Annotated in this window: 21 protein-coding genes; 14 read left to right on the top strand and 7 right to left on the bottom strand. The window is 35.9% G+C overall.

Translation table 11 applies throughout. The features are described from left to right. Nucleotides 1-98: 98 nt before the first annotated feature. The 8 genes from EGX95_RS20625 (at nt 99) to EGX95_RS20590 (ending at nt 5,470) form a co-directional block, all read left to right on the top strand. On the top strand, nt 99-326 hold the full coding sequence (locus tag EGX95_RS20625) for a YrhC family protein (protein ID WP_000661449.1): 228 nt from the start codon (nt 99-101) through the stop codon (nt 324-326). Between the two features lie 159 nt (nt 327-485). Then, nucleotides 486-1,433 carry a helical backbone metal receptor gene (locus EGX95_RS20620; RefSeq protein ID WP_000748490.1) on the top strand — a complete coding sequence of 316 codons (948 nt, stop codon included), beginning with the start codon at nt 486-488 and terminating at the stop codon, nt 1,431-1,433. A gap of 5 nt (nt 1,434-1,438) precedes the next feature. Beyond that, nucleotides 1,439-2,467, top strand: coding sequence for a FecCD family ABC transporter permease (locus EGX95_RS20615; protein ID WP_000445956.1), 1,029 nt, complete (start codon nt 1,439-1,441; stop codon nt 2,465-2,467). Continuing rightward, nucleotides 2,454-3,272 (top strand): ABC transporter ATP-binding protein, encoded by an 819-nt coding sequence (locus EGX95_RS20610; protein WP_000626548.1) that lies wholly within the window; start codon nt 2,454-2,456, stop codon nt 3,270-3,272. Before EGX95_RS20615 ends, EGX95_RS20610 begins: the two co-directional genes overlap by 14 nt. Further along, the gene (locus tag EGX95_RS20605) at nt 3,239-3,637 is read left to right on the top strand and encodes an ankyrin repeat domain-containing protein (RefSeq protein ID WP_001258430.1); all 399 of its coding nucleotides are present in this window, start codon (nt 3,239-3,241) and stop codon (nt 3,635-3,637) included. Before EGX95_RS20610 ends, EGX95_RS20605 begins: the two co-directional genes overlap by 34 nt. Nucleotides 3,638-3,943: 306 nt before the next feature. Then, nucleotides 3,944-4,450 carry a GNAT family N-acetyltransferase gene (locus tag EGX95_RS20600; RefSeq protein WP_000469123.1) on the top strand — a complete coding sequence of 169 codons (507 nt, stop codon included), beginning with the start codon at nt 3,944-3,946 and terminating at the stop codon, nt 4,448-4,450. A 56-nt stretch (nt 4,451-4,506) separates the two neighbouring features. Further along, the gene (locus EGX95_RS20595; protein ID WP_000276115.1) at nt 4,507-4,965 is read left to right on the top strand and encodes a GNAT family N-acetyltransferase; all 459 of its coding nucleotides are present in this window, start codon (nt 4,507-4,509) and stop codon (nt 4,963-4,965) included. Nucleotides 4,966-5,092: 127 nt separating this feature from the next. Then, entirely contained in the window at nt 5,093-5,470 is a 378-nt protein-coding gene (locus tag EGX95_RS20590) for a hotdog family protein (RefSeq protein WP_000025005.1), read from the top strand. A gap of 32 nt (nt 5,471-5,502) precedes the next feature. On the opposite strand, the gene EGX95_RS20585 is transcribed toward EGX95_RS20590, so the two are convergent. Further along, nucleotides 5,503-6,048, bottom strand: a complete 546-nt coding sequence (locus tag EGX95_RS20585) for a helix-turn-helix domain-containing protein (protein WP_001020700.1) — start codon at nt 6,046-6,048, stop codon at nt 5,503-5,505. Between the two features lie 156 nt (nt 6,049-6,204). Between EGX95_RS20585 and EGX95_RS20580 the strand changes: the two genes are divergently transcribed. Continuing rightward, on the top strand, nt 6,205-6,609 hold the full coding sequence (locus EGX95_RS20580) for a DoxX family protein (RefSeq protein ID WP_001071560.1): 405 nt from the start codon (nt 6,205-6,207) through the stop codon (nt 6,607-6,609). 21 nt (nt 6,610-6,630) lie between these two features. Then, nucleotides 6,631-7,488 carry a VOC family protein gene (locus tag EGX95_RS20575; protein ID WP_000009820.1) on the top strand — a complete coding sequence of 286 codons (858 nt, stop codon included), beginning with the start codon at nt 6,631-6,633 and terminating at the stop codon, nt 7,486-7,488. Nucleotides 7,489-7,504: 16 nt separating this feature from the next. On the opposite strand, the gene EGX95_RS20570 is transcribed toward EGX95_RS20575, so the two are convergent. The 3 genes from EGX95_RS20570 to EGX95_RS20560 all read right to left on the bottom strand — a co-directional run bounded on the left by EGX95_RS20570 (nt 7,505) and on the right by EGX95_RS20560 (nt 12,499). After that, nucleotides 7,505-7,819, bottom strand: coding sequence for a 4a-hydroxytetrahydrobiopterin dehydratase (locus tag EGX95_RS20570; RefSeq protein ID WP_000979545.1), 315 nt, complete (start codon nt 7,817-7,819; stop codon nt 7,505-7,507). Further along, nucleotides 7,800-9,554 carry an aromatic amino acid hydroxylase gene (locus tag EGX95_RS20565; RefSeq protein WP_000163097.1) on the bottom strand — a complete coding sequence of 585 codons (1,755 nt, stop codon included), beginning with the start codon at nt 9,552-9,554 and terminating at the stop codon, nt 7,800-7,802. The genes EGX95_RS20570 and EGX95_RS20565 overlap by 20 nt, the downstream gene beginning before the upstream one ends. Before the next feature lie 191 nt (nt 9,555-9,745). Next, nucleotides 9,746-12,499 carry a S8 family serine peptidase gene (locus EGX95_RS20560; protein ID WP_000754137.1) on the bottom strand — a complete coding sequence of 918 codons (2,754 nt, stop codon included), beginning with the start codon at nt 12,497-12,499 and terminating at the stop codon, nt 9,746-9,748. A gap of 228 nt (nt 12,500-12,727) precedes the next feature. Between EGX95_RS20560 and EGX95_RS20555 the strand changes: the two genes are divergently transcribed. Continuing rightward, the gene (locus EGX95_RS20555; RefSeq protein ID WP_000819448.1) at nt 12,728-13,960 is read left to right on the top strand and encodes an eIF2A-related protein; all 1,233 of its coding nucleotides are present in this window, start codon (nt 12,728-12,730) and stop codon (nt 13,958-13,960) included. 47 nt (nt 13,961-14,007) lie between these two features. Here the strand turns inward: EGX95_RS20555 and EGX95_RS20550 are convergent, their stop codons facing one another. Beyond that, on the bottom strand, nt 14,008-14,130 hold the full coding sequence (locus EGX95_RS20550; RefSeq protein WP_000071861.1) for a DUF4023 domain-containing protein: 123 nt from the start codon (nt 14,128-14,130) through the stop codon (nt 14,008-14,010). A 75-nt stretch (nt 14,131-14,205) separates the two neighbouring features. Further along, nucleotides 14,206-14,544, bottom strand: coding sequence for a hypothetical protein (locus EGX95_RS20545; protein ID WP_000871756.1), 339 nt, complete (start codon nt 14,542-14,544; stop codon nt 14,206-14,208). Nucleotides 14,545-14,714: 170 nt separating this feature from the next. Between EGX95_RS20545 and EGX95_RS20540 the strand changes: the two genes are divergently transcribed. From EGX95_RS20540 to EGX95_RS20530, 3 genes are all read left to right on the top strand, one after another. Next, nucleotides 14,715-15,317, top strand: a complete 603-nt coding sequence (locus tag EGX95_RS20540) for a histidine phosphatase family protein (protein ID WP_000766606.1) — start codon at nt 14,715-14,717, stop codon at nt 15,315-15,317. 18 nt (nt 15,318-15,335) lie between these two features. Beyond that, nucleotides 15,336-15,872 (top strand): hypothetical protein, encoded by a 537-nt coding sequence (locus tag EGX95_RS20535; RefSeq protein ID WP_000267386.1) that lies wholly within the window; start codon nt 15,336-15,338, stop codon nt 15,870-15,872. Nucleotides 15,873-16,137: 265 nt separating this feature from the next. Next, nucleotides 16,138-16,638, top strand: coding sequence for a DoxX family protein (locus EGX95_RS20530; protein WP_123805740.1), 501 nt, complete (start codon nt 16,138-16,140; stop codon nt 16,636-16,638). A gap of 36 nt (nt 16,639-16,674) precedes the next feature. Here the strand turns inward: EGX95_RS20530 and EGX95_RS20525 are convergent, their stop codons facing one another. Continuing rightward, nucleotides 16,675-17,559, bottom strand: coding sequence for an alpha/beta fold hydrolase (locus EGX95_RS20525; RefSeq protein ID WP_000819828.1), 885 nt, complete (start codon nt 17,557-17,559; stop codon nt 16,675-16,677). Nucleotides 17,560-17,561 lie beyond the last annotated feature (2 nt).

Raw genomic sequence — 17,561 nt, 5'->3', positions numbered from 1 at the left:
CTCTTTTTCTTTTGGAAAACATCTCCCCGAATGGCTGTATTTACTTGTCTTTCAGTTTAATAGAATATGATACAGTGAAATGGAGGAGTGAGAATATAATGAAGGAATTACAAGAAAAGATAGAAGATTATACTCGGTTCGGACAAATTCTTCTCGCTGTAAGTACATTGTTAATGGTTGGCTTATTGATCCCGACTGGAGCAAAAGAAACGATACAATTTTTTGTTATGATGGGAAGCATTGTTATATTTTTAAGTTTATCTTTCTTTTTCTTTCAGCGTGTGAAAGTGATGCGAGACGAGTTAGAGGGAAACGAATGTGAATAATATTGGTAAATAGTGCGTTACAAAAAGAGGGAATCTTTTTTGTAACGCTTTTTGTTTTTTTTCTAGAAAATGTATGCGTTTTATATTGACAATGATAATCCTTATCAATTAAAGTAGAATAGTAGTTAATGATTATCATTATCAATTAGAGGTGGAAGAATGAAAAAATCTATTACGCTATTTACAGCGATTTTATCTGTTTTTTTCTTATTAATAGGTTGCAGTGCAAAAGGAGACGAAAGAACAGCGGCAACAAAAACAGAAAAAGGAAAAGAGAAAATAGAAGTTACCGACCTGTCAGGAAGAAAGGTAACATTCGATAAAGTGCCAGAGAGTTTTGCAACATTAAGTATGGGAGACATGAATATTATTCATGCTTTAGGCGGAAAAATAGTGGGTCGTCCGGATGCAAAAATAACTCTTCCAGAGGATATAAAGAAAGTACAAGTAATCGGGAATGCACATCAGCCGAATTTTGAGCAAATTGCTAGCTTAAAGCCAGATGTACTTATTGCTAATAATGGGTTCCAAAAGAATGTTCCAACGGTTGAAGGGCAAGGAACGAAAGTAATGATTTCTTCTGCGAATTCTGTACAAGATATTCAAAAGAATATTGAACTATACGGAACGATAATGAAGAAAGAAGATAAAGCGAAAGAACTTAACCAAAAAATTACGAATCAAATGAAGACATATGAGAAAAAGAGTGATGTGAAAGCATTGCTAGTGTATGGAGCACCTGGTACTTATTTAGCAGCATTACCAACCTCTTTATCAGGTGATATTTTAGAAAAAACAGGTGGGAAAAATATTGCAGCTGATTTTCCAGAAATGAAGGAATATCCGCAATATGCACAGCTAAGTGTAGAACGCATTATTGAGGCGAATCCTGATGTGATTTATTTAATTACACATGGAGATCCAAATAGCGTTAAAAAAGCATTTGAAGGCGAAATGATGAAAAATGAAGCGTGGAAAAATTTAGATGCAGTAAAACAAAATCGCGTAGTTATTTTGCCACCAGACTTATTTGGATCAAATCCTGGAACAAAAGTTACAGAAGCGATGGACTTTATGTATAAAAGTATACAAGATGTAAGGAAATGATAAGTATGGAAAGTAGTGAAGTAGTAAGGGAAAAGGAACATCCTTTTGCCAAAAAAAGGTGGATCATAGCAGTTAGTTTAGTGCTATTAACGATTTTAGGTCTTTTTTACGGCCTTTTCGCAGGAAGCTTATCCTTTTCTTTACGTGATATTCTAACAGGGATACAAGATGAAGGTTCGACAGTTCATCGAATTGTATGGGACCTTCGTATACCAAGAGTGCTCGTTGGATTTATAGTAGGAACATGTTTAGCTGCATCTGGCGCACTCCTGCAAGGGGTGATGAGAAATCCTCTTGCAGACCCTGGTATTATCGGGGTGTCATCTGGAGCAGGCCTTGTCGCAATTGTAATTATGATTTTATTCCCTCAGCATATGGCGTTTTTACCACTCGGTGCGTTTTTAGGAGCTTTCATAACGGCGATGATCATTTATGCTTTATCATGGCAAAAAGGGGCACCACCTTCAAGAATTGTCTTAGTAGGTGTGTCAATTAATGCATTAATTGGTGCAGCGACGTCAGCATTAATGTTATTACATAGTGACAAAGTACAATCCGTATTACCGTGGTTAGCGGGTGGCATTGGTGGCGTGAGTTGGGCACATTTAAACATGATTATTTATTATGCAATATTCGCTATTGTATTGGCTTTCTTTGGTATTAAGCATATTCGAGTATTAATGCTTGGGGATGAAATGGCGAAATTATTAGGTCATAACGTGGAGAGAAGCCGTTTTTATTTAATAGTAGTAAGCACATTATTAGCTGGAATAGCAGTTAGTGTTTCTGGTCTTATTGGATTTGTCGGCCTTGTCGTACCACATATGTTACGTTTATTGGTTGGAAATGACTATAAATATTTACTGCCATTATCATGCCTTGGCGGAGGTATATTACTTGTTTTCGCAGATGCGATAGCTCGAAGTTGGTTCGATCCAATTGAATTACCTGTCGGTATTTTACTATCCTTCTTAGGTGGTCCGTTCTTCTTATATTTAATTCATAGAGGGGGAAAACAGCGTGATTTCCGTTAATAAAGTGTTTTACGCACATTCTGAAAGATTTCAAATGCAAAATATGAATGTACATATTAAAGCTGGAGAGGTCGTTAGTTTAATTGGACCGAATGGATCGGGGAAATCTACTTTGCTTCGTTTAATGGCAAGACTACTTAAACAAAGCGAAGGAGATATCGTTTTAGATGGAAAAAGTATTCATACGATGAAAAGTGCTGATGTAGCGAAGCAATTAGCGATGTTACCACAAATGCATGATCATCAATTAGATTTAACAGTGAGAGAATTAATTGAATTTGGAAGAGGCCCTCATAAATCATGGAGAGATCGTTTAAATAAAGAGGATGAAGAAATTGTTGATTGGGCATTGTCTGTTACAAATCTTGAAGGGTATGAATATCGTCTTTTACAATCTTTATCAGGAGGAGAAAGACAACGTGCTTGGATTGCAATGACGCTAGCACAACGTACGAACATCTTATTATTGGATGAGCCAACAACTTTTTTAGATATCGTTCATCAGTTGGAAGTAATGGAACTTGTGAAACGATTAAATGAGGAATTTGGCATGACAATTGTAATGGTTTTACATGATATTAACCAAGCGGCTCAATATAGTGATCGTTTACTCGTATTAAAGCGAGGGCAGCTTCAGTATGACGGTATACCAGAAGAAGTGTTATGTCATGAAATGTTTCAGCATGTATTTGGCATAGATGTAGATATTTTTCAAGAAAGCGACAAGCCATTTTTTACACCAAAACGAATTTCTAAAAAAGGAGGAGCAAGATGCGAACAGAAGAATGTATTACCACTGAGTTAGTAAGGGAATTTGTTATGGCAGCTCACGGAGATTTAGAAAAAGTACAAGAACTGTTAGCTGAATCGCCAATTTTACTTCATGCCTCTTACAATTGGGGCGGATCAGATTGGGAAAGTGCGTTAGGAGCAGCGGCACATGTAGGTCGTAAAGATATTGCTCTCTATTTACTAGAAAAGGGTGCTCGAATGGATATTTTCGCGGCCGCTATGCTTGGAGAATTAGAAGTTGTACAAGCTATTTTAGTAGCACAACCAGAAGCATTACATGCATCTGGCCCCCATGGTATTTCTCTTCTTCAACATGCACGAATGGGCGGAGAAAAAGCACAGCGTGTATTTGACTACTTAACGGTGCTTTCTCAATGACCGCCAAAGTTCTTATGTGCGGTAAACTTTTCACTTTCATATAATTGGAAAGTTTACCGCCCGTTAGAACGGGATAAATACCTAGTGTATTTGAAAATCCTACACCCCCCTCAATTGTAGTTTTCTTTATGCTAGTTATGATATGGATGCAGTAGACAATATTTGTCTACTGCCTTTTTTTAATTCTTTAGAGATTGAATATTCTGTATTTATTATTTAGTTCCTTTATAATAGATAGTAACATTTAGTATATATCCAAAACATGATCGTATAGGTAAGTACAAATTCGTGGGAAGGAGTGCAGAAATGTTTCATACAGATCGTTTACAAATTCGCAAATATACAATGGATGATTTACAGTTCTACGCTTCATTATGGGGAAATGAGAAGGTAATGCGCTATATTGGAAATGGGACGTTAAAAACATATATGCAGTGTAAAAAAAGTTTGGAAGAGTGGGTGATTCCTAGCTATGAAAACGGTCTCGGTTTATTTGTATTGATTGAAAAGGAAACGGGAATACGAATTGGTCATGCAGGATTAGTTAAGCAGCAAATAAATGGAAAAGAGGAAATTGAAATTGGTTATTGGTTATTACCTAAATATTGGGGAAAAGGGTATGCGAAAGAAGCAGCGGCAGCATTTCGAGATTATGGCTTCCAAGCGTTACGAATGAATAAATTAATTTCTCTTATTAATCCGGATCACCCCGCCTCAATCTTTGTTGCTAGAAAAACGGGGCTTAGTTATGAGAAAACAACTTCATTTCATGGGATGGATGTTCTCGTTTATTCCATTAAGCGCGTTGGATGAAAAAAGGTTAATTGCATCTTTTGAAGAATGGTATATAAAAATAAAGGGGGGATTACATGTACATTTATCATAATGGACTTATTATTCGTGAGGGAACGAATGGTGTACCTGCATATGCAATTAAAACTTTATTCGAAGATGCCGGTTGGAGCAATGATAATATCCCTTCTTGGCAAATTGAAAAATTCACGATAGCATTTGAAAATTCAACATGGGCATTCACAATTTGGGATGAAGAAGAGATGATTGCGATGGTTAGAGTCATTTCTGATGGAATCATGGTCGCCAACATAGTAAATTTAGTTGTGAAATGTGAATATAGAGGGAAGGGATTAGGTAAGAAACTTGTTGCTCTTTGTTTGCAAAAATTGCCACATGGTGACTGGTTTGCGCATACTTCTGCGAGTAATTTTGATTTTTATAGAAGTTGTGGTTTTGAGGTGAGAGAGTTATCGAGAAATGGAACATGTGCGTACTATGGATACCAAGCCGCAAAAAGGGATGGGCATCGGTAAAGGAGTGAAAAGCAAAAAAAATAGTACAGCTATAAGTATTTTTCATTCTTTTTATAATAGAAAATGAATTGAGACTCATTTTATGATAAAATGAAAGAAAATTCTGTTTATTATTAGGAGGATAAAAATGAGTATAAAAGTTGGGGATGTATTTAAATATGAAAGAAGATTTACTGAGGAAGAAGTTTTTGAATTTGCAAACATTACAGGGGATAAAGGTAGGCATCATATGGAATATGATGAAAATGGACGTTTAATGGTTCATGGTTTATTGACTGCTAGTATTGGAACGAAAGTAGGAGAAGAATTACATTACATAGCAAGAGAATTAGTAAGTGAGTTTATTAGACCAGTTTTTGCAGGAGATACGATCACTTGTGAATTAACTTTAACGAATGTTGAACAGATGGAAGGATACAAAAAGGTTTCAATCGAGTCAGTTTATCGTAATCAACACGAAAAGACTGTACTAGTTGGGACAAGCTATGGAGTTATAAGAGGATAAAAAGAAGCCTGATTTACAGGCTTCTTTTTTATTTAATAAACACGTTTTCGATTTTCTGCATGACTAGAGATGAGTAATAATGCAGTTTCTTCTCCTATATTACGAACGATATGAGGAACACATGCATTCCAGGAGAAAGAATCCCCTTCTTCTACAATTGCAATATCTTCACCATGTTGAACTTCTAGTTTTCCGCGTAATACAAGGTGACATTCTTCCCCTTCATGGGCATTTGGTGTGTTTTCTTTCGGAAACCCAGCAGGAATTTCTACGAGATTTAGGCGAAGGCCACCTTGCTCTGCAACATGTTCAATTCTTTGTTCATCTTTTCCGTATACACTATATTTACGCTCTACCTTTTTGACAACTTTCAATCGATCTTTTTGTTCTAACAATAAATAGGGAAGAGGAACGTTTAAAAAATTGGAGATTGTTTCTAAAGTTGAGATAGATGGTGATGTTTTATTATTTTCAACCTGACTCATAAATCCTTTAGAAAGACCTGTTCCTTCACAAATTTGTGCAATTGTTATGCCTCTACGTTGACGAATTTCACGTATTGCAGAACCAATATTCATAAAATCAAGCTCCTTTTTATAAACAACTATTTGTATCATAGCAAAAAAAATATATATTTTCCCAGTGAAAATGAATTGACGAATAAAAAAAATTAGTGTATGTTTTGTAATGTAAATAAAAGTTTTGTATAAGAAAACTATAAAGGAGAGAAAGAAATGAATCAACATATTGGTAACTTAATTATTCGTATCGTGTTAGGGGTAACGTTCTTTATGCACGGTTTAACAAAATTCCAATCGGGAATTGACAATATTGCAGGGTGGTTCACAAGCATTGGTTTACCAGGAGGACTTGCATACGGTGTAGCAACAGTTGAATTAGTTGGCGGTCTATTATTAATTCTAGGTTTAGGTGTAAGATATATTGGATTATTATTTGCACTAGTTATGGTTGGAGCAATTGTAAAAGTAAAATGGTCAGCTGGTTTATTAGGAGATGGAAAAAATCCTGGCTTCGAATTAGAGCTTGCGTTGTTAGCGATGGGTGTTTACTTATTTGTTGCGAAAGCGGATGGTTTTGTAGATAATTTCTTAAAAGAGAAAATGTCAAAGAAGAACTAATTTAAATGGGAGGCTAACAAGATGAGTTTTCAACTTCATCCCGATACAACACTTGATGTTGTTCATTTATATGTATCAAATATAAAGAAATCACTAGAGTTTTATACAGAAGTACTACGTATGAAAGTACTAAAAGAAGATGAAATGGTCGTTACATTTGGGAATGAAAATAACGAACCACTCCTGATCATTGAAGAAAAGAAAGAAGCTTTACCAAAACAAAGAGGGAGAACTGGTTTATATCATTACGCAATTTTATTACCGAGTAGACAGGATTTAGCGAATATCCTTCGTCATCTTGTAGCAATGGTATATCCACTGCACGGCGGAGCTGACCATTACTTTAGTGAGGCCCTTTATTTAGCTGATCCAGATGGGAACGGGATTGAAATTTATCATGATCGTCAAAAAGAAGTTTGGCGTGATGAGAATGGAGAGCTACCATTTGTTAGTAACCCGTTAGCTGGTGAAGAATTATTGCAGCAAGGAATTACATGGAATGGATTTCCAGCTGGTACTGTGATGGGACATATTCATTTCCATGTAGCTGATTTGGAAGAAGCGAAACGTTTCTATGTGGATGGTCTTGGTTTTGAAGTAACGATCCCAGCTCGTAATGGGGCGCTCTTTGTATCGGCAGGTGGCTACCATCACCATATCGGTTTAAATACGTGGCAAGGTGAAGGAATACTACCGCAAATGCCAAATTCCGTTGGCTTGAAATATTTCACAATTGTATTAGCAAATGAAAAACAAAAAGAGCAAGTATGTGAAAGCTTAAAAAATATTGGCAAGATTGCTACGTACAAAGATGGAATATTACAAGTAGAGGATCCATTTGGACATTGTATCCATTTCAAAATAAAAGGAGAAGCCTAATAAAGGCTTCTCCTTTTTACTTTCTTATAATGGCTTTTTCATTTTGGACAAATAGTTCATCAAATTGCTTCGCAAGCTCAAAATCGAGTTTCGTTAAACCTTTTGCATTCCAAGATGACAAAGTAATAATGACTGCTTTATACTGGATAAGGATAAATGGGTGGTGATTATGTTCTTCTGATAGTTTGGCGGCTTCAGAGACAAATTCGACTCCTTTTAAGTAGTCGGAAAACATATATTTTCTTTCAATCCATTTTTCATCTTTTACTACCCATTTATCTAACCTCAATAATTCTTCTTGAACTTCCTCTTCAGTTAATCGTAGCATCATTTTTCACATCCTTTACTGGAAGTAGCGTAAGACCATTGTTAATAAGACGTGTTACAGCTTCATCCGTTGTGAAAGTAGAAAGTTGTTGTAATAATGCTGCTGATGTTTCATGCCCTTTGTTATGCTCTAAAAGCAATTCTAATATTTCAAGGCGAAGTAACCATTCTTTCGGATACAATTTATTTAATACTTCTTGAATTGCAACTAATTGCTCGATATGCGCGTCGTGTAAAATACCTTCATTTCGGATATCGCGAACGGTTTGATACATACGTTCAAGTTCATTCAGTACAAGTGGAGCAGGAATTTCTTGGATTTCTTCATCCATTGGGAAAAATGCTGCAGCATCTGCGGCACCTGGGAATACCGAAGTGATTGTTGAACCAACAGCCATATCAAATGAGCCCCATGAAGCATCAAATAAAACGCGGTCGTTATAAGTAACTGTGCAATTGATAAAGGAAATAAGCGCAATTTTTTTATCGTTTTTTACAATATCTGTTACTGTTCCTTTTACATGAATACCACTTGCAAAAGTAAATGCTGCTTTATTTCCGATTGTAATTCCTAATGATTGTAATTGTTCATCTGTACAATTTTCTAATGCAATATTTTCAGTGAGTAATCCAATTGGTGTTCCAAACCCGTCACTGTGTACAGACGTAGAATGATTCGCTAGTTGTTTATTGTGAATTGCTAATGCTGTTGGCGAATTCGTTCGCATGTAAATCAATTCGTCTGCATCGTTTTCAATTGTCTCGGTAAATGTGCCTGTAATTTGTAATCCGCTATTTAATTCAGCAGTTGCATGATTTTCAGAGCGAATTGCTTTTTCTAATCCTTCTTTACCACCTGTTTTAAAGGCCATCGTTTCAGAGAATTTCTCAAGTGCTTCTGTTAATTCTTCAAATGATTCGCAAACAAATAGTTGTGGTTGCATTTTTGTTACGTCATAAGTTGTACTTGTACATGCCTCTATAGAGAATGGAACCTTTTCTACAGCGTCTGTTAAGCAATGTTTGCTTTCGCCAACAGAAGAAAGGAGACCAGCACCATATATTTTTGGAGCATCTATATTTCCGATTAATCCATATTCTACTGTCCACCAGAAAAGACGTGAAATTTGTTCTGCTTCTGATAAGCCAGAAACTAACTTTTGTTTTTCAAGTACATTATTTTCAGCAGCTGTAACTTCATCAGGAGTAGAAGTAGGGCTTTCCTTTACAATCGTTAATGTACGAACAGCTTCGAATGCATCATGTTCTTCTTTTGTAGAGAAAGCTTTTGCACCAATTTGTCCAAATCGTTTCACATATTTTGCATATGTAGGATCAAGTAAAATAGGTGCGTGTCCTGCAGCTTCGTGTACAATATCTGGAGCAGGTGTATACTCGATGTTTTCTACTTTGCGAATATCTGTTGCGATTGGTAATAATCCGTGTCCTTGAAAATCGAAGAAGGCTACGCCAGGAATAAGCCCGTCAATCGTTACAGCACCCCAGCCGCTTGGTGCTAAACACTCATTCATTTCTTCTACCTTTGGAATTGCATCTATATTAATACCAGATGATTGTAATCCGTTTACATAGGCTGGATGAGCAACGTCTTTTAAGAAACTATGATTTTGTCTCATAATGTAACGCCACACAGCGTGATTCACCGGTGTGTATTGATCATAATGCTGTGTGGATACGAATGGTTTTAAATGCGATGGAATTTCTCTTTTCTTTGTCATTTAGACATCCTCCTTTTTTTAAATAAAATTAAGTATCGGTTTCGTATAGCTTGTATCACCCCCTTTCAAAATTGTAAGCGCTTATAAAATTTTATCATAAGATTCGGAATTATTTAACATTTGTTTCTGTGAGAAATAGAAAAAGCCCCTATCGGAAAATCCGATAGGGGCGAAAGAATCGGGTTACTACCTTATTTCACATCTAAATCAACATTTAAATTAGATGTATTTCCAGCTGCATCTGTTGCTACAATGTGAATTGTATTTTTACCTTCTTGTAATTGAGTACGATCTAAATAAATGCCGTAATTTTTCTCCCAAGGATTTAGGAATGCACTTTCCCATACACCATTTCCGTTGATTTCATACTGTAGTCTCACTGGAATTCCAGGTGCTACCCAACCAGATTCTGTCATCCAATCTAGTAAGATATCATCCACTTTTCCTGTGATTACAAGGTTTTCTTGGTCAATTTCGTATGTTAACTTAGGTGCAGTTCTATCAAGAAATACAGCAGCTGTTTGTTTTGTTTCCCCACCAGAATTAGAGGCAACTGCTTCGATTTGGTATAGACCGTCAGCTAACGGAGTACCATCTGCTTTTGTACCATCCCATTTGAAAGGTTTGTATCCAGCTGTTTCATTTTTAGCTTGATGGATAATCCCTTGGTACGTTACACGTTCTTTTGTAACTAAATTTGCATGCAATGTTACATCATCCACAGGTGCAACTAAATAGTAGTTGATGAGATTATCGTCTAATATTTGGTCACCATTTGGACTAAATGTAGAATTAATAATTTCGAGTCCATCTATACGTTTGTAATCTTTAGGATCGATACTAAATGTAAATGGAATGCGAGTTTCTTCCTTCTTACCTTGTTCTTTTATATACACATTTCCAGTATAGACACCTTGGGGTAGCGAACTATCGACAGTGATAGTAAATGGTTTTTCGGTACTACTATTCGGCTGTATGCTAATCGATGAAGGTACAGAAGTTTTTACTTTTGTTTTTGTGTTTGTATCTAGCAATTCCACACGAGTTGAAAAACTTTTCTTTTTACTAGATAGATTTTGTAACGTAATATTTTGCGTCAGTTTTACTTTACCACTGTTTGGCTTAATAAGACCGAAGCTCACATTGTTAGGTTTGACTAATACATCTGTTTGAGCTGCTTTCGGGATGTTAATTAAACCAGATCCTTGTGTCATAATAGGATATGTATTTTCATTCACATCTTTTAAAGTTTTTGCGGTATTGGCAAGGGATGCTTTTAATTGCTCTGTCGTCCAATCAGGATGCATTTGACGCAAGAGGGCAACCGCTCCAGCTACTTGTGGAGCAGCCATACTTGTACCATTATGAGATTCATAGCCGCCTCTCGGTACTGTACTCGTAATTTGTACGCCAGGTGCAATTATATCTGGTTTTATAAGCCAACTTCCTTGTGACGGACCTCTGGAACTGAAGTTAGCAATCAATTCGGTTGGATTTGGTTGGCCAATTTTTATATTTTTCTTACGCTTTGTAATTAAGTTTTTCAACTCTTCACCGTTTATATTTGATAATTGCATAACTGGAAGGGCTAGATTTTCACGCATAAAATATTCTGGCATAATATTGATTTCTTTTTCTGTAGAAATGAATAGTACACCAACTGCACCAGCTTGTTTCGCTTGTTCTGCTTTTACTAACGTACTAGAAGTACCTTGTAAAACAAGTGCAAATTTCCCTTTCACATCTTGTTTTGCATAATCACTTGGATTACCATAGCCAACGTATACAAGAGGGGAATCATTTCCTATTGGGAAATCGGACTTTGATAACGGTAACCCTTGATATGTTTTGCTGGAACCAGCTACTTGGAACGTTGGAAACGGAATAGAAACAGTAGATGCTCCAACTGATATAACGCTGCTTGCATTTCCAGGTGCATCAACAGACCAAGGATGTGGGCCATCATTTCCATTTGAAACAACTGCAGTAACCCCAAGTTTTGCTGCACGTTCTAATGTTAATGTTACAGGCTGATCAGGTGTATTTAAGCTTTGTCCAAGAGATAAATTTAAAACGTCAGCACCGTCTTGGATTGCTCGTTCAATACCTTGAATGATATCTTCTGTTGTACCAGTTCCACCATCATTCATTACACGATAGGCTAGAATAGAAGCATTTGGAGCAACGCCTTTAATTTTTCCGTTACCAGCAATAATTCCAGCTACATGAGTACCATGTACGTTACCATCCATTGGATCGTTATCTTCATCAACTGTGTCATATCCACCGATATAATTTGCTTTTAAGTCAGGGTGTGTATAGTCTACACCAGAGTCGATAATCGCTACTTTCATACCTTTTCCATCAAGCGGTTTGCCAGATGGGTCTTTTAAATTCCATGCTTCAGTTGCACCAATTGTCGGTCCGCCGATATTTGGTGCCTCTTCATTAGTAGTGCTTTTTGATGTTTCATGTAATTTATATGTTAAGTTCGGGTAGACTGCTTTTACTTCGGGTAAAGAAGCAAGAGCGGTAATTTGATCTCCAGGAACTGAAATAGAGAATCCAGAAAATAACGTATTATACACTTCTTTAATTTTTGCACCAGGTGCTTTTTCTTTTATTTTCTTAGTCGTATCTTCTTGTGCTTTTTTAAGCTCGGTATGATAAGACTGTGCATGATTATTTTGTAAATCTGGAGCATGCTGAATGTTACTTTGTGAAGCGAGTGGAGCATGTTGCAATTCTACAATGACAGAAATTTCTTTTGATGTTTTTGTTTCAACATTTTGCGCAATTTTGTTTTCTCCCCATTGTTCAATGTTCGCTTTTAACTGTGGACTAAATTGCTTCTCCTTTTGTAGCGATTCAGCATGTGCGCTTAAAGCTCCAAAACTGGAAAAGACGAGCGCCATACTTAATAGTGTAGATGTAGTTTTTTTCATTGAAACTCCCCCTAATAAAAAGTGCTAATATTCCGAAAAATAATCTTACAAATTTATCTCGAATTACATAATCGGATGTTAGCTAAACTATATTTTCGACATAATTCATACCAATCCTCTATGAATTTAAAATTTCTTGGGAAATTTTTTCTGATTATGTCGAATAGGTATTTTTTACATATTGTAGGTGGACATTGAGGAATGCTATGAGGGAAATGGAGGGGTGTTATGAAACGGTTCATAGTAAGCGTTGGTACAATGTTAGTCGTATTTTTATGTTCATCCATTAATAGTAGCGCAGAAAATAATGAAGCGAAAATTGCTTTTATTCGTCATCATGACCTCTGGATTAAAGTTGATGGAAAAGAAAAACAACTTACAAAAGGAGAGTATATAACAGGGCCAAAGTGGTCTCATGATGGAGAGTGGCTGGCATATGTAAAAGGAAAGAAACAAGGTAGTCTTGAGTTATATCGGCTGAAAGATGGAAAGAAAGTTACGCCGTTTCACTCAGAAGCATCGAATTATCAATGGTCACCAACAGAAAATATAATTGCATTTATATTTACAGGTACATTACATACATTTGATGTAGAAAAAAAGAATACAGATTTTGAAAATGTATCGGCAGGTGTAGGAGATTATGCATGGTATCCTGATGGAAAGAAGTTTTTTGTATCCTCTGAAGCACACTTACTTCCAACAGGATGGACAGGGGCTCAGCTATATGAAGTGCAAAAAGATGCACATATGAATCCTCACAAAATGAAGCATTTGTATGCATTACCAAATGAACATGATGATTTCCTAGCATTAGTTGCAAGTGGCTTTCAGTGGTCGCCAGATCAAAAGTGGATTTCATTTTTAGCAGTACCGACAGCTTCATGGTCAGCTGATAGCAATACGCTTTGCTTAGTTCGTGCAGATGGTAGTCGTTTTGAAAAGGTAGATCAAATGTTATTAAACACACAATGGTTCAAATGGGCGCCAGCCAACAATATATTGGCCTATATTGAAGGAAGCGGGAGAGTTGCGTTAGAGAATAAACATTTAAAAGTAAAAGAACTGCCAGCACTTCAGCAGAACACATTTACGCCGCAAGGATATGTTGATTGGGATTTTGCATGGAAGAACGATAACGTAATTATCGTCTCTCGAGCAAAAGAGGGAGGATTTGAAACATTGCCAGAAAAAAGGCCACTACCATCTTTATATGAGGTTGATAGTACAAGCAATGTACAGCATCGAATCACAAAGCCACCTCATAAGCAGGGTGATTATCATCCAATCTTTATGAAGAAGAGCAATCAATTAATATGGATACGTTCAGACCGTAAGAAAGCAGATGTATGGCTTGCTCATAGAGATGGAAAGCATGAAATGAAGTGGATTGAAAATATAGATGTACCAGAGTGGTATTATGAGAAATGGAATTGGGGAAATGTTATATCGGTGAAATAACAATAAAAAATCTGCCTAAAAGATAATTTTAAGCAGATTTTTTATTATTATTTATGCGTTTTATTTGGCTTCTTTTTCGCTGGGTTTCCGTTTCCCTGACGTTTTCTATTTTGTTCATCTTTTGCTTGTTTTTCATGCAGTGTATCTAAAAAGTCATTCGAGTTACTCATTTTTCTATCGCTCCTTTCCTTTCATCTTGTCCTAATTACTATAACCATTTAGGAGGATAATCATGAGATAAAAAGTTAAGCGCTTAATTTTCTTCGATAGTATACGTAAAATATGCCATACGTAATAAATAGCATAAATAAAATTTGTAACTCTACATTTTCTTTTAAAATAGTTGCGACAGAAGTTGGTAAGTATGGTGATGTATTACTCGTTTCTATACCTAACCATTTGTTTAAGAGATTAATGGTACAAAACATAAAAACACCGGACCAGCTTGCAATGATTGCCTTTTGCTTAATTTTTGTTTCGCGTTCATCATCTGTAATCCAAGGGTTAGCAGTTTTATCACTGCTAAAAAATCCGTTTATATATCCCCATATAATCATGCCAATTAAGATGGTTAGCCATTTCATATGCATGTTTCTCCTCTCTCTTGTAAAAAGTATTTTACACATATAATTGTAATGTTTTCCAATTCGTTGTGTCAAATATTTTTTACATATCGATGTTTCATATAGCAGGAATAAAGGATGGAATAGGGAAGAAATATGTAAGAGGATTTTATAGTGAGAGGAGGATGGGTATGAAACTCATCTTTGTTCGGCACGGTGAAGGAGAACATACAAAAGATTTGCCGGCAAGTTTAAAAGTGCTTCATCCACCATTAACGGATGAGGGAAGGAATCAGGCTGGATTCATTCAATACAATGTACCATTACAGGAAACGGATATATTAATCGCTAGCCCTACAATTAGAACTTTACAAACGGCGGCGATATGGAGTGAGAAAGTAGCTTGTCAAAAAATCGTCCATCCATATGCATCCCCACGTATTTTTCCTTATCGAGAAGGAGCAAAAACATTACCATGTGACCACATAGTAGATCAGGGGGTAATAACAAATTTATTTCCACATTTTCTGATAGAGAAAAGTACAAATAAACAGCTATGGACGGAAGGTATAAATACTATTCCAGAGAATCGTTTTCAGCAAATCGTAGATGAATTTCTTCTTTGGTGTTGTCAGCTAGGCGCTGAAAGAATTTGCATTGTATCTCACGACGGGACAATTACTGCGTATCGGCAATATTTACAAAAAGTCGTTTTAACTAGAGCTGATTTTTTGCAAGAAACGGGTATATATGAAATGGATGTATCCCTTAAAATTTTGATTGAGGAGATCTAATTATAGGATGGTGGGTGTATGTGGAATGTTGCACTAGTAGTTGGCTTTAATTCTGATTTAGAGGCACAATCAATCCGAGCATCACTTGAATACTTTGGGGCGAAAGTTATAACGTACTGGATTGGTAGACCGAAAGAATTCATCGATATTCTTTCTGGAAAGGGTTTATATAACGATATTAATTATGTCGTCTTTTGCTTTCATGGTGAGGAAGGCAAGTTTGTCATGGAAGAGTTAGGTGAAGATATATATGAACAAGATGAACCGAGCGGATACTTTGGTGCAGAAGAAATTTATAAATATGCAAAATTGCATAATACAAATATTGTAAATAGCGGGTGTACGTTAGGGGAGAAAAAACTAGCAGAATCTTTTTTACGCAGTGGAGCGAAATCGTATATTGGATCGATAGATTATGTAGATGCAAATGCAGCACTTATGTTTACAATACGCTTATTTTACGGGCTTATTAACCATGAAAAAACGTTAGGAGAGGCTTTTGAAGAAGCACGGTTAATTGATAAAGAGACACATACATTTCGATTATATAAGTAGTGTGAAACACGTTTATTCTATATTCGAATAAACGTGTTTCACATTTAACTCACATTTTTTTTACATTTTCTTCAATGAAAACCATTATCACTTATGGTATGATATGTTCAAGTTTTTACAGGTAATAAAAGTTACTATATAAACGTTAGTTTTTGATGTTTCCTACACATTTCACGAATTATTCATAATTAACATTTTAAAAAATAAGTAACTAATGTTATTTTATAACTTGTAACTAACTTAATTACAAATTTAGGAGGAATATATGGTTATTCAATTTTTAAGAGAAAACAAAGCAGTTTCTTTTGTGTTAGCGGTAATTCGAGTGTATCTTGGTTACACATGGTTAATGGCTGGAATTGGAAAACTACAAGGGAAAGGATTCGATGCAACGGGTTATTTACAAGGTGCAATTGAAAAATCTAAAGGAGCACAACCGGCTGTTCAATCTTGGTGGGCATCATTTTTACAAGATTTCGCAATTCCAAACGTTGATCTATTTAATACACTTGTAACGTGGGGAGAAATTTTAGTCGGAATTGGTTTAATTGTAGGCTGTTTAACAAAAACAGCGGTCTTTTTCGGTCTTGTAATGAACTTTTCCTATATGTTTAGTGGGTCAATTGGTGTGAACCCTGAAATGGTTATCTTATCTATGTTTGTTCTTGTGTCCGGTATGAACGCTGGGAAATTTGGAATAGATGGTTTCGCTATTCCAAAAGTATTAGGTTCAAAAACTCAAAAACGCCAAAAGCAAGCTGCTTAATATATGAAAGCGGGTATCTCAAAATGAGATACCCGTTTATTTTTCAGTTATTATAGGGTTTTTGCCAAAGAAATCTTTCACATACCCTACAAACTCCTGTGGTTCCTGACGAAATGGTGCGTGATAGCCTTTCTCGATAATATGGAAAGTGCTATTTTTTAAGAATTGATGATACGTTTCTCCTTCTTTCCACGAAACGCTACTATCATTTCTTCCCCATATAATTAAGGTCGGTTGTTTTATTTCATTTGCGTTGATTTGAAGACGTCTAGGCCATAATTTCATTTTATTGTAATGCTCTTCATCATTACGTTTAAATTTCACTTTGCTCTCATCATAATCTGCAATGGCAGAAACGGTATTTAAATCAGTCGACAACTGTGGTCTTGGTGATCCTTGTTTATTAACGAGTGTATGAGGACCGCCCGTAGCATCAGTTAAAATAAGGTGGGTAACGGATTCTGGATATAAATATGTTAAATTAAGAGAAATTTCTCCGCCCATTGAGTGGCCCAATATTGCAAACGAATCGTAACCTAGTTTTTTCATTAATTTATAATACAAATTTGCATGAGTTGGGAAAGAATAATAAAAATCCATCGGCTTAGATGAGCGCCCGAATCCTAAAGCATCTACAGAAATAATTGTATGATCTTTTGCTAAGTCTGAGTAAATCTTTTGAAAACCATCTGACGATCCTCCAAATCCATGGATCATAAGTAAAGGTGGTTTTTCATTGCCAATCTTTTTGAAGTAAATGGTTTGACCATCTATTTCTACCATTTTTTCCTCGGTAGCTAGTTTTGCTGTAAGTGTATTTTTAACTTGTTTTACTTGTTCTACTGGCTTTTCTGCTGCACTACATCCTACTAATAGTGTAAGAGTAAGACAACCTACCATAAAATAGCTAAATCGCTTCAATT

Source organism: Bacillus sp. FDAARGOS_527, from assembly GCF_003812125.1.
GTDB lineage: Bacteria > Bacillota > Bacilli > Bacillales > Bacillaceae_G > Bacillus_A > Bacillus_A paranthracis.
This window is presented reverse-complemented; position numbering and strand designations above follow the sequence as displayed.